This is a genomic window from Nonomuraea sp. NPDC048901, from assembly GCF_040649695.1.
Taxonomy (GTDB): Bacteria; Actinomycetota; Actinomycetes; order Streptosporangiales; family Streptosporangiaceae; genus Nonomuraea.
Map to the genome: position 1 here is coordinate 19,346 of NZ_JBEZFW010000023.1, position 15,100 is coordinate 34,445.

Genomic DNA, 15,100 nt, shown 5'->3' on the forward strand with positions numbered 1-15,100 from the left:
TCCAGATTTACGAGGCGTGTGCCTTGATCGCCACGCTGGTCAGGGCGAGGAGCAGTTCGAGGTCGGGTTCGGCGTCCACCTGCACGGCCACCCAGGCGCTGTCGGCGCAGGCGTGCACCTGGTCGCAGACCCGCAGATGCGGTTCGAGCCGGTCGATCGCCGCCGCCGTCAGACGCAGGTGCACCTCGTCCCGGCCGGACGGGCGCAGGATCTCGGTGCCCCGCACCGCGAAGGCCACGCCGCGCCGGGTGTCGCTGACCGCCAGAGCCGGCCAGGAGCGCAGCTCGGCCATCGCCCGGGCCACATAGGGCCCGTGACGCAGACTCGCCCGCCGCCAGACGGAGATCCCTGCCACAACCTCAATGCTGCTCTACTGCACACCGCATCGCCATGCCGCGTTCTTCAACCGTTATCTGTTATTCAGACGCAAGGGGCCCCCGGGCACGGGTGGAAACACTTGCGGAGATGCCGGACACCTAGTGAGGTGTTCCGGCATTCTTCGGTTAGGAGACACCCGTGCAGGATCAACGCGTGCCACCCGACACGCGAGATCGTTTCGAGGCGCTCTATCTCGCCTGTTATCCGGCGGTACATCGCTATGCGATACGTCGTACCGATTCCGTGGACGACGTCGCCGATGTGATCGCGGAGACCTTCCTCGCCGCGTGGCGGCGGCTGGATGACGTACCCGAGGGCGAGGCCGCCGTGCTCTGGCTGTACGGCGCGGCCCGGCGGGTCCTGGCCAATCACCGGCGCGGCGAGTCGCGCCGTACCGCGCTGGCCTCGCGGCTCCGTGGCGAACTGGCCGTCGGACAGGGGCAGACGGCCGCCGACCCACGGACCGAGACCGTACGCACCGCTTTCGCCGCCCTGAACGCGGCCGACCGGGACGTGCTCGCCCTGGCCTGCTGGGAGGAGCTGACCGGCCCGCAGATCGCCAAGGTACTGGGCTGCAGCAGCACCGCCGCCCGGCTCCGGCTGCATCGGGCCCGCAAACGACTGGCTCGGCTGCTCGACACGACCGCGACGGACGAGGTCACCGTGATGACCGCGCTGAGGGGAGAAACCCGATGAACAAGATCGACCGCATGGTGTCCGCCATCGATCCGGCCGCCGAGTACGCCGAGCCTTCCATGGGCCAGGGCGTTCAGGACCTCCTCGCGGAGATCGTGGCGACCCCGCCCGCCCGCCGTCGGCCCTCCTGGACGCCGATGCGTCGTCCCGTGCTGGCGGGGGTGGCCGTCGCGGGCATCGCCGCGGCCGCGCTGGTGGCCGTGCCGTTGGTCTCCGGGGCGCCGAGTGCGGCGTACGCGGTGGTGAAGAACGCCGACGGCACCGTTCAGGTGACGGTCAAGGAGTTCCGGGACCCCGACGGGCTGGAGGCCATGCTCAGGAGCGCGGGGATCGTGGCTGACGTGACGTTCACGGAAGCGGACAAGCAGTGCGCCCGTGGGCGTTTCGTCGGCGCGGACCTGGCCTACGACCCGCCGAGCACCAAGAACATGACCGAGCAGCAGCGCAAGGAGTTCGACAAGCCGGACAACTGGCGCTCCCGAGACGTCGCCGCGCCGATCAACAAGGACACCTTCGTGATCTCCCCCCGTTTCATGCGCCCGGAGGAGACGCTCGTCCTGGAGTTCCGACCGGGTAACTACGCCGGAATGGACTATGCGTTCCTCCCCTATCTGGCCAAGGCCGGCAGCCCGATCGCGCCCTGCCGGCTCGTGAAGGCGAACTCCGATGAGGAGCTCGCCAAGAAGCTGGCCGGAAACTGAGTACAGCCGAGCACGCTCTGCGGCATACCGTGGCCTGATGGCTGACGATATGTTCGAACATCCGCGTCTGGCCTCGATCTATGACGCGCTCGACCCCGACCGTGGTGATCTGGACGCGTATGTGGCCATCGTCCATGAGCTCGGTGCCCGTACCCTGCTGGACGTGGGGTGCGGGACGGGGACGTTCGCGCTGCTCCTGGCCGGTCGCGGCGTCGACGTCATAGGCGTCGACCCGGCCCGCGCGTCGCTCGATGTCGCGCGGGCCAAGCCGAACGGCGAGCGGGTGCGCTGGCTCCACGGTGACGCGACGGCCCTTCCCCCGATGCAAGTCGATCTGGCCACCATGACGGGAAATGTCGCCCAAGCGATCATGGACCCGCGCGATTGGGAGGGGACGTTACGTGGGGTCTACGACGCGTTGCGGCCCGGTGGACATCTCGTGTTCGAGACCCGGGATCCGGCGAAACGCGCTTGGGAGGGGTGGGATCGCGCGGCGACGCACAAGGTCACCGAGATTCAGGGCGTCGGCGCGGTGGAGAGCTGGTGCGATGTGCTCGACGTCAGCGGGCCGCTGGTGACCTTCCGCGGGACGCACGTCTTCGGCTCGGACGGGCAGGTGCTGACCTCGCACTCGACGCTGCGCTTCCGCGAGCGTGACGAGGTCGAGGCGGCGCTGGTCGCCCATGGGTACACCGTGGAGGAAGTCCGTGGTGCGCCCGACCGGCCCGGCCTGGAGTTCGTGTTCTTCGCCCGGCGGCCCCCGGCGGTCAGTGTTCTTTGAACAGGGTCCTGCACAGTCGTGCCCTGAGTCCCTGCAGTCGGACGCAAGCCGAGCGGTGCTCGGCCCTCACATGATGGCGGGTCTTCGCGGTCTTGACGCGATGTTTCCGCTCGACAGCAGGATGGGCAGCCTTCCGAACTACCCGATGAGCAACTCGATGAGCAGCCGGACGGGCAGCTGGGCGGGCAGCGGGAGGGGCAGCGGGCTTCGGCGCCGCGTTGACCTGCTCAGGGGCTGACGGCGCGGCCTCACCGGTCGTGACCGACATCGCCGCCACCCGTGGCCGGAGCGACGACTGACGCTCCTGTACGGTCCGGCCCACCGAGTATCCGAGCCCGCTACCGAAGCCCATGGCCCCGGCGAGCGCCAGCGCCATGCACGCCGATCCCCACCGCCGTCGTGGCGGGGTCGGTGTCCTGCGAATGAACGCTGACGGCGGAAGCATGTCCATCATCATCACCCCCGGAGATCATGAGCTGACAGTTAGTGGGCGATCACGAAGCGTTATGACTTCAAGATTTCCACGCAGCTCCCGGGTCAACCCTCCAACCGGGCAGGAAAGCCGAAAGGGCCGGCCCCGCGACGCGGAACCGGCCCGGACAAGGCCCTCAGAAGGTGAGGATGGTCACCCCAGGCCGCTCTTCATGGCGGTGATCAGCTCACCGCCGGTGGTGTCGCCGCTGAGCTCCCAGAAGAACGCGCCGCCCAGGCCTTGGCTCTTCGAGTAGCTCATCTTGCCGCCGATCGTGCTCGGGGTGTCGTAGCTCCACCACTGGCCCCCGCAGTAGGCGTACGCGGTGCCGGCGACGGTGCCGGTGGCCGGGCAGCGGGTCTTGAGCACCTTGTAGTCCTCGATGCCCTGTTCGTACGTGCCGGGCGCCGGCCCTGTCGCCGTGCCGCCGGGGGCGGACTGCGTGACCCCGCTCCAGCCGCGGCCGTAGAACCCGATGCCGAGCAGCAGCTTGTTCGACGGCACGCCCTTGCTCTTGAGCTTCTGGATGGCGTTGTCGGAGTAGAAGCCCGGTGTCGGGATGCCCGCGTACGAGGTGAGCGGCGAGTGCGGGGCCGTGGGGCCCTGCGCCGCGAAGGCGCCGAAGAAGTCGTACGTCATGACGTTGTACCAGTCGACGTACTGAGCGGCGCCGCCGTAGTCGGCCGCGTCGATCTTGCCACCGCTGGTGCCGTCGGCCGTGATGGCCGCGGTGACGAGGTTGCCGGACCCGAAGCGGGAGCGCAGGGCCGACATGACGTTCTTGAACGCCGCCGGGCCACTGCTGTCGCAGCTGAGACCGCAGGCGTTCGGGTACTCCCAGTCGATGTCGATGCCGTCGAACACGTCCGCCCAGCGCGGGTCCTCGACCAGGTTGTAGCAGGAGTTGGCGAAGGCGGTCGGGTTCTGCGCGGCCTGGCCGAAGCCGCCGGACCAGGTCCAGCCGCCGAAGGAGAACAGCACCTTCAGGTTCGGGTACTTCTTCTTGAGCTTGCGCAGCTGGTTGAAGCTGCCGCGCAACGCGCCCGCGTCCCAGGTGTCGGCGACGCCGTCCACGCTCTCGCCCGCCTGGTAGAAGCGGTCGTAGTCGGCGTAGCTGTCGCCGATGGCGCACTGCCCGTTCGTCACGTTGCCGAAGGCGTAGTTGATGTGGGTCAGCTTGGCGGCCGAGCCGCTGGTGTCGATGTTCTTGACGTGGTAGCCGCGCTGGTAGACGCCCCACTGGACGAAGTACCCGAGCACCTTGTTGCCGCCGCCGGTGCACCCGGTGGTCGCGCCGGTGACCTGGGCGCTGGCCGCGGACTCGCCCACCGAGTTGTACGCCCTGACCGTGTACGTGTGCGACGTACAGGCGCCCAGCGACCCGATGGTGGCCGACGTACCGGTCACGGTCGCCTTGACCGTGCTCCCCTCGTAGACGCGGTAACCGGTGACGGTTCCGGAAGAGGCGCCCCACGACAGGGCGATCGAGCTGCCGGTCGTGCCGGTGACACTGGGCGGGCCGGGCTGGCCGGGAGCGCCGGTGCCGCCCGAGGTGGTGGCGGTGACGGAGTTGCCGGCGGCCGAGACGTTCCCGGCGGCGTCACGGGCGCGGACCGTGTAGGTGTAGCTGGTGGCGGCCGCGAGCCCGCTGTCGGTGTAGGAGGTGCCGGTGACCGTGGTCACCCGCGTCGAGCCGCGATAGACGTCATAGCCGGTGACGCCGACGTTGTCGGTGGCGGCGTCCCAGGCCAGCGAGACGCTGCTGGAGGTGGTGCCCGTCGAACGCAGGTTGCCGGGCACGGACGGCGCGGTGGTGTCGGTGCCGCCACCGGTGACCGGTTTCCACAGGGCGGGTACGTTCGGCGGCTCCCAGCCGGGCTGGGACGTATGACTCTGGACGCACTCGTAGTCGACGCCGTTGTAGGTGACGCGGGTCCCTGCCGTGTACGCGGTCCACGGGGCCCAGGCGGCGGCGAAGGCGACCGAGCTGGCGCCGTACGCGCCGGTAGGTGCGGCGACCGTCGCGGTCAGCGGCAGGAGCAGCGCCGCCAGGACCGCGAGGCCCTTCTTCAGGATCGTGTGTCTCATGGTGGTCCGACCTCCGGCGGTTTTGGGGGTGGGTGGGAGGCCCGACAAGAAACTTATAGGAAAGTTTCCTGTCAATTATGAGACGACGCTAGCCGCCGCCTGCGAGATCGTCAATACGGGCGGTCAATTTTTGTCATACACGGAATTAACACCCGGCCCGGCAGTCTTCATCGTGACCGGCCGGTCGTCACAGCTCACAACCCTCAGAGAACCGTCAGAGAAGAGAGTCACATGAGACGCGCACTCGGTGCCGCCATCATCGCCGTGGCGGCCTTCGGAACCACCGCTGCCGTATCCGCCCCCGCATTCGCCTCGGACGACCCGTCACAGCCCCAGCTGATCACCAGCGACCAGGTCGCGCCAATCCTGGAGTGCTCGGAGCCCGACGTCATGTTCAAGGGCGAGGAGGGCAAGAGGATCAGCCTCAAGGACGGCCGGTTCGAGGATGAGGACGGCAAGCTCATCAGGGGTAAGAAGATGCGCGTCTTCTCGGAGCGGCTGGGCCCCGAGGACGACGCCTGCGGGCCGGACGAGAAGATGAAGTGCGTGGTCAAGCACCGCGAAGGCGGCCGGGTCAATGTCCGGTTCCGCGATGAGAAGGGCGTTCTGCACAAGCGCGCCTTCAAGAGCAAGAAGGGCGCGGAGTTCTTCACGAAGAAGGACAAGCACGTCATCAAGTGGGTCGGCTGCACCGTCGTGCGCTGATGCCTGACGAGGACTCGCCCTGACGGGCGAGTCCTCGTGGCCCTACTTGCCGTCCGGGACGGCGGGCTGCTCGTTCGTCCAGCCCACCTTGTACGTCTCCACCTTGGTCTTGGCCGGGAACGGCTTCCCGTCGACCGTGGTGTCGGTGTACTCGGCCAGCAGCGTCATGGTCTTGGCGTCTATGAGGAGTTGCTGCTTGAGCACCGTGCCCTTGGTGGTGAGCGTCGGCAGGGCGAACTTCTGCCCGGAGCGGTTCAGCGGATCCCGGGCCCGCCCGACGTCGGTGACGCCCTTGGTGGTCTTGAACGCCTGGAAGGCGGCGCTCCTGACCTTCTGCGGGACCGGGTTCTCCCAGAGCATCCGGCTCAGATCGATGGCCACGTAACGGTCGAGGTGGGACTCCCAGTCCTCGATCTTGGAATTCGGGGCGGTGGTCTTCGCCTCGTCCGCGGCCTCCTTGATCCAGGTCTTCACGCCGGCGACGACATACTTCTTGAGGGCGACCGGATCCGACGGCAGATCCTGGAGCTGCTGGTACGTCACGTACCTCTCGCCCAGGCGGAAGCCCTTGGGGGCGCCTTTCGTCGGCCCCACGTGCCCCTCACCGGGCTCCGTGGACAGGGAGATCTTCATGCCTTCCGTACGGTAGGTCCACGAGGTCGGGGAGCCGTCGGCGCGCCAGGCCGCCTCGTCCTTCTCGGTCTTGGGCCGAGCCCCGAGCGGCCGGAAACCGAACCAGCTCTTGCCCTCAGGTGACTGCCAGACGGTGGACGCCTGCCGCTCCGCCAGCCAGTAGCCGCTGCCGACCGGACGCGGATGGGTCCTGCTCAGGATCGTGTCGACCCGCCAGTACTTGCCCTCGGGCGGGGTCGCCTGCGCGGGTACGGCGAGCGCTCCGGTGAAGGCCAAACCGGCGACTGCGGCGATCAGCGATCTCACTTGTGCTCCTTCAGTGGGTTGTCATCTGTCCAGACGCTCTCCTGGATCGCGGTGAACTCCAGGAGACGGCCATCGTCCGTGGCGCGCGTCTCGATCGAAAGGGGCTTCCCGGTGGCCGGATCGATCACCAGCCGGGTACGGGTGCCCCCCGCGTACTCGGTCACGGGACGCTGCGCGGACTGGTATTCAAGGGCCTGCCCGATACGCCCGAGCGTGTCCGTCACCTGCCCGACGGCCGAGACCCCGGGCAGCGACGCGAGCAACCGGTAGGCGGCGGCCCGGGTCTCGCTCGTCACCGGCGCGTACACGAGCAGGCTCACGGCGTTGTCGACGAGCACCCGATCGTCCACGTCGGAGAAGAGCGCACGCAGCCCCTCGGGAGTCGTCGGCACCTCGTTCATCCTGGTCAGCGGCTTATCGGCCAGGAGGATGCGGAAGTCCCAGTCCTCGCTGGAAAAGGTCCACGGCTTGCCCCGCGCCGCCCGGACGATGCCCTCGGCCCGGTCGTCGGTGATCAGGCCGGGCGTCTTGCCCTGTCCGTAGATCCAGGTCGTCGGCGCGCCGGCCGCCCGCCAGGCGGCCGCGCCCTCGGAGCCCACGGGCACGGCGCCGAGGTAGGTCTCGCGGTACCAGGTAAGGGCCTCCGGATCCGCTGGGATCCAGGATTCCATCGACTTGCTCTGCCGCAGCAGGTAGTGGTGGCCCGGGTCGTAGAACTCGCGGCCGTCGACCACCTTGCTGCCCCACCAGGAGCCCGCGTCGGGCGTCGCGGCCACCGAGGTCGCGGCGGCCAGCAGGATCTGGTTGGCGCTCATCGGGGCGACCGCACTGTGCGTGGCGGGCGACCCGCCCGGCGACACGGAGGTGGTGGCCAGCAGGGCCACGGCGGCCGCCCCGGCCAGGCCGAGCCCCAGCGTGCTCCATCTGGCGGCCCTGCGGCGCCGCCGAGCCCCCTCGTGAGCGAACGCGCCGGCCAGCCGTTCGCGCCCGGCCCGCCGGACCTCCGGCGACAGCGGCGGCGCGGGCAGCAGTTCGCGCACCGCCCGGTAATCATCCATCAGAGCCTCCAAGCAAGGGATTGACGCCGCCCAGGGCGGCACGAAGCTTCCTGCGCACCCGTGACAGACGGGACCCGACGGTGCCGTACGGGATGCCCAGCGCCTCGGCCACCTCCCCATGGCTCAGCTCGCCCAGGGCGCTCAGCAGCAGCACGTCCCGGTCCCCGTCCGAGAGCGCCTGGAGCTCCGCCGTGAGCCGCGCCTGCTCGTTCGCGGCGTCGACGCGGCTGACCACGCGTTCCTCGTGACCGTGGTCCGTGCCCGCGGGAGCGGCCGCGCTGCGGCGCAGCGCGGCCAGCTTCCTGGTCTCGGTACGGCGATGGATCGCGATCAGATTAGAAGCGATGCCGTACAACCAGGGACGCACCTCCCCGCGTTCGCGATCGAACGTGGTGCGCTTCCTGAACGCGGTGAGAAACACCTCGGCGGCGAGGTCGTCGGCGGCCTCCTGACCGAGCCGCCTGCCCAGGTACGCGTGGATCTCCCCGATATAGCGATCGTAGAGCTCCCCGAACCGCTCGGGTTTTCGGTACGACGCCTCCACCAGGTCCGCGTCGCTGATCGCCCCCGAGGGATCAACGAGCCGGAGCCGAGCCGTCATGTTGGCAGTCACACCTGTACTCAACCGATGGGGCGATCTGCTTTCACGGCCCTCAGCCGTCGATGGCCACCAGGTGCGGTTCGCCCGCGACCAGCTCGACCTCCTCCCGGTGCCCGGAGGCGCGGTGGATCAGGGTGATCCGCTGGTCCACGGGCGAGCGCAGCACCGCCCGCACCCTCCCCTCTCCCCAGGTCAGCTCCTCGACGACGACCCGCCCCCGGCAGGCGACGCCGCGGATCGTCCCCTTCGGCAGCAGCTCGGGCACGGCGGGCAGCAGCTCCACGACCCCCGGCCGGGAGTCCACCAGCAGCTCGATGACCAGCCCGTGCAGGGTGTGCGCGGCGTCGGCGTTGTAGATCTCCCGGCTCGGATTGTGGGCGGTCATGAGCGATCGGAACAGCATGTCCATGCCCAGGATCTTCATCAGGTTCGCCTGGGCCAGCCCCGCGTCCTTCAGCCGGGCCGCCGCCAGCGCCCGGTGCAGGCTGCCGTGGGCCGACAGGTTCTCGTCGCCGCGCAGCTCCAGGGCGCGGTGCGCGGCCGCGGCCAGCTCCGGCTCGTCGTCGGGGTTGATCTCGTGCAGCGGCCACACCGGATAGAGGTGGCTGACGTGCCGGTGATCCTCGTGCGGGGCCGCGTCCCACGCCCACTCCGTGAGCGCGCCCCGCTCGTCGATCCGGTACGGCGGCAGCCGCTCGGCCAGCGGTGATCCGGCCAGGCCCAGGGCGTGCCGGGCCGCCGCGATGTCCATCGTCGCGTTGACGCTCGCGTACGAGGAGCCCTCGGGACCCACCTCGGGCGAGAACGACGGCACGATCACGAAGTCGGACCCGGCCAGGAACTCCTCCCAGAACGCCGCCGCCTCCGCCAGCCAGCCGGGCAGCTCTTCGGGCAGGTCACCGGTGACCTGGTGGTGCTCGTGGAGCGGGTACAGCAGCCAGTCGGCCCCGGCCAGCCACATCGTCCACGGCCAGTCCTCGTCGAAATGGAACAGGTAGCCGCTCTCCCCGTCGGTACGGCTCGGCGCGAGGATGCCGTCGACGCCGTAGATCTCGCGGGCGTTGACCCGCCAGTGGTCGATCTGGTCGCGGATCAGGGCGGCGTACCCGGCCATGAGCTCGGGCATCGCGCCGATGTTCACCCCGGCCATCTGCAGGTTGAGGTTGGCGTCGGTGGTGAAGTCGCCCGACCAGGCCGCTCCCCACGCGCCGAGCCAGAGACCGGTGAGCCGGGGCGGCAGCACGCCCGATGAGCTGAGCAGCAGGTAGCGGCCCGAGTGGAACAACCGCTCGACCAACGCGGGACCAGGCTCAGCGATCAGCTCGCGGACCGGCGGGTCCCCGGCCACACCCAGGTCGAGGGTGACCCGCTCGTAGATGGGCCGATGGATGGCGACATGCCGCGCCAGCAGCTCGTCGTACCGATGCCCGGCCAAGGTTGTGAGAGCGGCCTCCAGCCGGTCGGTGCCCCAGCCGGGCTCCTCGTACCGGTCCAGCTTCGTCAGCAGCAGCGTCTCGCCCCGCGTCACCACCGCGTCGCCGGACACGGAGACGTCGGCGGCCAGGACGAGCGTCAGCCCCTCGAACCCGGCGGCGCCCAGCCCGGCCGGATAGGCGCCGCGAGCACTCAGGAAGACGTGCCCATCCTTCTCGTAAGCAGTGGTCTGGTAGAGGACGTCGTCGGGCTTGCCCGGCAGCTCGCCCGTCAGACGCAGCCTCAGCTCACCGGTCAGCCGCTGGACCACGACGGAGTCGGCCCGCGAGACGAACGCGTGGTGTGCGCGCCCACCCGACGTGACCGCGATCTCCCCGGTCGCGAAGTCGGTGACCCGCCGATACGGCCCGGCGGCGAACGCGCCCTCGACGACCAGCTCGTACCCCGGATGGAACGCCTGCGTCCAGGCCAGACTCCGCCCATCGGCCACCACCCGCTGCGCCTCGGCGGCCCGCCCGGACAGGATCAGCTCGCGGATCTCCTCCAGCCGGTCGGCGATGGCGGGCGGGCGCAGGTCGCGGGAGCCGTTGGGCAGGACGAAGCGGTGATGGTCGAACACCACGCGCTGGGCGTGCGGCTCGCCGTAGACCATGATCCCGTACTCGCCGTTGCCGGAAAGGAACGCGTCCTCCCAGGTCAGCGCGGGCTCTGTGTCGTGAATGCGGTGCGCGGGCATCGGACCTCCGGCGGCGGGAAGCGCTTTCCCAGCCACCCTATTAAATGCTACACATGCTTGACGCAGCGAAAAAAGGATGTCGAAATAGGGACGTGTCCGAGACAGCGCCCGAGGTGTCCTTCGACACCCACCCCGACCGCTACCGCCACCTCCGCGTCGAGTACGACGGCGAGATCGCCCGCATCGTCCTCCAGGTGGATGAGCACGGCGGCCTGGTCCCCGGCTACGAGCTCAAGCTCAACTCCTACGACCTGGGCGTGGACATCGAGCTGTACGACGCGGTCCAGCGCCTGCGCTTCGAGCACCCCGAGGTCCGCGCCGTGATCATCACCGGCGGCCTGGAGAAGGTGTTCTGCGCGGGCGCCAACATCAGGATGCTGGCCGGGTCATCGCACTCCTGGAAGGTGAACTTCTGCAAGTTCACCAACGAAACCCGCAACGGCATCGAGGACGCGACCGCGAACTCCGGCCAGACCTACCTCGCGGCGATCAACGGCACGGCGGCCGGCGGCGGCTTCGAGCTGGCGCTGGCCTGCGACCGGATCATCCTGCTGGACGACGGCTCCACGGCCGTGTCGCTGCCGGAGGTGCCGCTGCTCGCCGTACTGCCCGGCACCGGGGGCCTGACCCGGCTGGTCGACAAGCGCGGCGTACGCAAGGACCTGGCGGACGTGTTCGCCACGCGCAGCGAGGGCGTGCGCGGCTCGCGCGCGGTGGAGTGGGGCCTGGTCGACGAGGCGGTGCCGCGCAGCAGGTTCGAGGAGACGGTACGGCAGCGCGCCGCCGAGGCCGCCGCCCGCTCCACCCGCCCGCGCGACGCCAAGGGGATCACGCTGACCCCGCTGGAGCGCGAGGTGAGCGCCGACGCGATCCGCTACCCGAACGTCACCGCGGACCTGGACCGGGCGAACGGGCTGGTCACCATCACGGCGTACGGCCCTCGACAGGACATCGAGTCCTGGCCACTGGCGCTCACCAGGGAGCTGGACGACCTGATCCTGCGGCTGCGCACCAACGAACTGGAGCTGGGCACCTGGGTGATCAAGACCGAGGGCGACGCCCGGCGCGTACTCGAAGCCTGGGAGGGCGACGGCTGGCCGGCCGACGAGATCCGGCACTATTTCAAGCGCACGCTCAAACGCCTGGACGTGACGAGCCGCAGCCTGATCGCGCTGATCGAGCCGGGCAGCTGCTTCGCCGGGCCGCTGCTGGAGCTGGCGCTGGCCTGTGACCGCCAGTACATGTACGACGAAGAGGGCACGGCGATCACCCTCACCGAGGCGAACTTCGGCGCGTTCCCCATGGGCAACGGCCTGTCCCGGCTGGCCGCCCGCTTCCTCGGCGATCCCGGCCACCTCGCCAAGCTGCGGCAGGAGACCGGCCGCGAGATCGACGCCGCCGAGGCGGAGGAGCAGGGCCTGGTCACCTTCGCGCTCGACGACATCGACTGGGCGGACGAGGTACGCATCGCGCTGGAGGAGCGGGCGGCCCTGAGCCCGGACGCGTTGACCGCTATGGAGGCCAACCACCGCTTCGCCGGCCCCGAGACGCTGGAGACGAAGATCTTCGCCCGGCTCACCGCCTGGCAGAACTGGGTGTTCAACCGGCCCAACGCCGCCGGTCCCGAGGGCGCGCTGCGCCGCTACGGCACCGGGCAGCGGCCCGCCTTCGACCGGAAACGAGTGTGAGATGTCCATCGACTACGGCGAGCGCATCCCGAACAACGTCAACCTGGCCGAGGACCGGCGGCTGCAACGGGCGCTGGAGTCGTGGCAGCCCGGCTTCCTGCGCTGGTGGGGCGAGATGGGACCGGCGCTGCCGACCCAGGACGTCTACCTGCGTACGGCGGTGGCGGTGGGCCGGGAGGGCTGGGCGCACTTCGGCCACGTGGCGCTGCCCGAATACCGGTGGGGCATCTTCCTGGCCGAGCGCGACCCCGACCGGCGCATCGCCTTCGGCCAGCACCGGGGAGAGCCGGTCTGGCAGCAGGTGCCCGGCGAGTTCCGCGCCGAGCTGCAGCGGCTCATCGTGGTGCAGGGCGACACCGAGCCGGCCAGCGTGGAGCAGCAGCGCCGCCTCGGGCTGACCGCGCCCAGCCTGTACGACCTGCGCAACCTGTTCCAGGTCAACGTCGAGGAGGGCCGGCACCTGTGGGCCATGGTCTACCTGCTGCACGCCTACTTCGGCCGCGCCGGTCGCGACGAAGCCGACGCGCTGCTGCTGCGCAACTCCGGCAGCGAGGACTCGCCGCGCATCCTGGGCGCCTTCAACGAGGAGACGCCGGACTGGCTGTCGTTCTTCATGTTCACCTACTTCACCGACCGCGACGGCAAGTACCAGCTGGGCACGCTGAAGGAGAGCGCGTTCGATCCGCTCAGCCGTACGTGTGAGTTCATGCTGAAGGAGGAGGCCCACCACATGTTCGTCGGCACCACCGGCGTGGACCGGGTGGTGGAGCGCACCGCGACGCTGATGCGCGAGCACGACACCGACGACATCCAGAAATATGGCGGCATCCCGCTTGATGTCATCCAGAAGTACATCAACTTCCACTACAGCGTCAGCCTGGACCTGTTCGGCGGCGAGACCTCCACGAACGTGGCCAACTACTACACGGCCGGACTCAAGGGCCGCTGGCAGGAGGAACGGCGCAAGGACGACCACCTGCTCACCGAGGCGGCCACCACCGTCCAGCAGGTCGTGGACGGCCGCTTGGCCGACGTGCGCCTGCCCGCGCTGACCGCGCTCAACGCCGACCTGCGTGGGGAGTACATCGCCGACTGCGCCACCGGCCTGACCCGGTGGAACCGCATCCTGGACGGCGTCGCCACCCTCTACCTGCCGCATGTCGGCTTCAACCGCCAGGTCGGCGCGTTCGCCGGGCACCACCTCACCCCGGACGGCCGCCTCGTCGACCAGGCGACCTGGGAGCGCGACCGGGACCGCTGGCTGCCCACTCCCGCCGACAAGGCGTACGTCCACAGCCTGATGCGGCCGGTCTACGAACCCGGCAAGATCGCCGCCTGGCTGGCCCCGCCGCGCAACGGCATCAACGGCCGGCCGCTCGACTACGAGTACGTCCACCTCTGAGGGGTCATGGATGCCTCGGGCTCGGGCCTTGGACTGCGACCGCGGGGGGACGGCCACCGTACAGCTCGCTGACCGTCACGAAGTGGAAGCCGCGCTTGGACAGCCTCTTCAGCACCTGGGGGATCGCCGCCACGGTGGTCGGCCTGATGTCATGAAAAAGAATGATTGATCCGGGTCGCGCTGGGCCGACCGCGGCACGGGTCACATGGCCGCTGTTGCGGTACAACCAGTCCAGGGTGTCCACGCTCCACAGCACCAGCGGGTGCGGCGACTGCCTGCGTACGACGCGGTCGAAGGCACCGTACGGCGGGCGGACCAGCGTGGGCGTCACCCCGGTCGCCTTCCGGATCGCCTGGTCGGTCCTGGCCAGGTCCGCTCGCACCGCACGGGCGGACAGCCTGGTCAGGTCGCGGTGCGACCAGCTGTGGTTGCCGATCTCGTGCCCGGCCCGCAGGGCGCCGCGCACCACGCCGGGGCGGGCGACCACGTTCTGCCCGACGACGAAGAACGTGGCCCGCGCCCGGTACCTGGCCAGATACTGGAGCAACCTGGGGGTGTACGGACTCGGGCCGTCGTCGAAGGTGAGCGCCACGCACTTGACCCGGCGGCAGTCGACCGAGCCGTCCGCCGTATATCCGGGCAGCGCCATGCGGCCGGACGGACGCATGACCTGGGCCTGCGCCCGCCGGCCGAAGTCCGACAGCAGCGGCTCCACCTCGGCGCGCGGCAACACGGCCTGCACCTGGCCGACGGCCCCCGCCGCCACCTCCCCTTCGTCGAAGGTCACGACCAGATCGCCGTCCTTGGTGAAACCCAGGTCGTCGAGCGTCTGGGCGCTCCGGTCGGCGAGCCGCGCCTCCTCGGTCAGCGCCTTCTCGGTCAGCACCTTCTCCGTCAGCGCCTCGAACCCGCTCATGGACGCCGCGTCGATGAGCGACATGGCGGGCACGACCTGGCCCTTGACCCCGTCGTACCAGAGCGACGTCGTCGACTTGCCGTCGCCCGCGCCCCCGAGCTGGTAGACGGTGAACCGGACCCCGATCACATCGCCCGAGGCCGCCACGAAGCCGAACCCGACGTTCAGCTCGGGCGCCTTCCCGTCCTGCTCGCCGCACCCGCTCTCCCGCGCCCACTTCAGGAACGTGGCCCGCCGCGCCTCGACCAGCCGGCGCAGCGCGTCCGTCAGCGGCTGCGCGCCCGGCACCTGCGGGTACGTGGTCGACCAGGCACAGGATCCCTCGTTGCCGTTGTCGCGAACCACCCGCAGCCCGCGGATCCACGTCGGCGCGACCGTCACGACCGGGTCCTCCGAGCGGACGGAGGCCTGCCACACCTCGGACGCCTGCCCGATCCCCCCGCACGATGTCGATGTCAACGTGACCACCGCCAATGCGGCCACCAGACCCCTCATGATCACGACC

The 15,100-nt window shown here is 69.7% G+C and carries 13 protein-coding genes; 6 read left to right on the plus strand and 7 right to left on the minus strand.

What is annotated here, in order from left to right:
• Positions 1 to 7: 7 nt before the first annotated feature.
• Positions 8 to 355: a luciferase family protein gene (locus AB0C30_RS49120; RefSeq protein WP_357653615.1), complete on the minus strand. Its 348-nt coding sequence runs from the start codon at positions 353 to 355 to the stop codon at positions 8 to 10.
• Positions 356 to 516: 161 nt separating this feature from the next.
• Between AB0C30_RS49120 and AB0C30_RS49125 the strand changes: the two genes are divergently transcribed.
• The 3 genes from AB0C30_RS49125 to AB0C30_RS49135 are packed head-to-tail and all read left to right on the plus strand — an operon-like array spanning position 517 to position 2,556.
• Positions 517 to 1,074: an RNA polymerase sigma factor gene (locus tag AB0C30_RS49125; protein ID WP_357957425.1), complete on the plus strand. Its 558-nt coding sequence runs from the start codon at positions 517 to 519 to the stop codon at positions 1,072 to 1,074.
• Positions 1,071 to 1,775, plus strand: coding sequence for a hypothetical protein (locus AB0C30_RS49130; RefSeq protein WP_357957427.1), 705 nt, complete (start codon positions 1,071 to 1,073; stop codon positions 1,773 to 1,775). Before AB0C30_RS49125 ends, AB0C30_RS49130 begins: the two co-directional genes overlap by 4 nt.
• Before the next feature lie 37 nt (positions 1,776 to 1,812).
• Positions 1,813 to 2,556 (plus strand): class I SAM-dependent methyltransferase, encoded by a 744-nt coding sequence (locus AB0C30_RS49135; RefSeq protein WP_357957429.1) that lies wholly within the window; start codon positions 1,813 to 1,815, stop codon positions 2,554 to 2,556.
• Between the two features lie 625 nt (positions 2,557 to 3,181).
• On the opposite strand, the gene AB0C30_RS49140 is transcribed toward AB0C30_RS49135, so the two are convergent.
• On the minus strand, positions 3,182 to 5,116 hold the full coding sequence (locus tag AB0C30_RS49140; protein WP_357957431.1) for a glycosyl hydrolase family 18 protein: 1,935 nt from the start codon (positions 5,114 to 5,116) through the stop codon (positions 3,182 to 3,184).
• 231 nt (positions 5,117 to 5,347) lie between these two features.
• Here AB0C30_RS49140 and AB0C30_RS49145 point away from each other — a divergent pair, with 231 nt between their 5' ends.
• Positions 5,348 to 5,821 carry a hypothetical protein gene (locus AB0C30_RS49145; RefSeq protein WP_357957433.1) on the plus strand — a complete coding sequence of 158 codons (474 nt, stop codon included), beginning with the start codon at positions 5,348 to 5,350 and terminating at the stop codon, positions 5,819 to 5,821.
• 42 nt (positions 5,822 to 5,863) lie between these two features.
• Here AB0C30_RS49145 and AB0C30_RS49150 read toward each other — a convergent pair whose 3' ends face one another.
• From AB0C30_RS49150 to AB0C30_RS49165, 4 genes are read right to left on the minus strand one after another with little or no spacing between them, the layout of a single operon-like run.
• Positions 5,864 to 6,760 carry a hypothetical protein gene (locus AB0C30_RS49150; RefSeq protein ID WP_357957435.1) on the minus strand — a complete coding sequence of 299 codons (897 nt, stop codon included), beginning with the start codon at positions 6,758 to 6,760 and terminating at the stop codon, positions 5,864 to 5,866.
• Positions 6,757 to 7,818 (minus strand): CU044_5270 family protein, encoded by a 1,062-nt coding sequence (locus AB0C30_RS49155; RefSeq protein WP_357957436.1) that lies wholly within the window; start codon positions 7,816 to 7,818, stop codon positions 6,757 to 6,759. Before AB0C30_RS49155 ends, AB0C30_RS49150 begins: the two co-directional genes overlap by 4 nt.
• On the minus strand, positions 7,811 to 8,419 hold the full coding sequence (locus tag AB0C30_RS49160; protein ID WP_357957438.1) for an RNA polymerase sigma factor: 609 nt from the start codon (positions 8,417 to 8,419) through the stop codon (positions 7,811 to 7,813). The genes AB0C30_RS49155 and AB0C30_RS49160 overlap by 8 nt, the downstream gene beginning before the upstream one ends.
• A gap of 52 nt (positions 8,420 to 8,471) precedes the next feature.
• Positions 8,472 to 10,589 carry a glycoside hydrolase N-terminal domain-containing protein gene (locus AB0C30_RS49165; protein WP_357957439.1) on the minus strand — a complete coding sequence of 706 codons (2,118 nt, stop codon included), beginning with the start codon at positions 10,587 to 10,589 and terminating at the stop codon, positions 8,472 to 8,474.
• 92 nt (positions 10,590 to 10,681) lie between these two features.
• Between AB0C30_RS49165 and boxC the strand changes: the two genes are divergently transcribed.
• Both boxC and boxB read left to right on the plus strand, forming a co-directional pair.
• Positions 10,682 to 12,277, plus strand: a complete 1,596-nt coding sequence (gene boxC, locus AB0C30_RS49170; protein WP_357957441.1) for a 2,3-epoxybenzoyl-CoA dihydrolase — start codon at positions 10,682 to 10,684, stop codon at positions 12,275 to 12,277.
• A 1-nt stretch (position 12,278) separates the two neighbouring features.
• Positions 12,279 to 13,679 (plus strand): benzoyl-CoA 2,3-epoxidase subunit BoxB, encoded by a 1,401-nt coding sequence (gene boxB, locus AB0C30_RS49175; RefSeq protein WP_357957442.1) that lies wholly within the window; start codon positions 12,279 to 12,281, stop codon positions 13,677 to 13,679.
• A 4-nt stretch (positions 13,680 to 13,683) separates the two neighbouring features.
• Here boxB and AB0C30_RS49180 read toward each other — a convergent pair whose 3' ends face one another.
• Positions 13,684 to 15,090 carry a polysaccharide deacetylase family protein gene (locus AB0C30_RS49180; protein ID WP_357957444.1) on the minus strand — a complete coding sequence of 469 codons (1,407 nt, stop codon included), beginning with the start codon at positions 15,088 to 15,090 and terminating at the stop codon, positions 13,684 to 13,686.
• Positions 15,091 to 15,100: the final 10 nt, after the last annotated feature.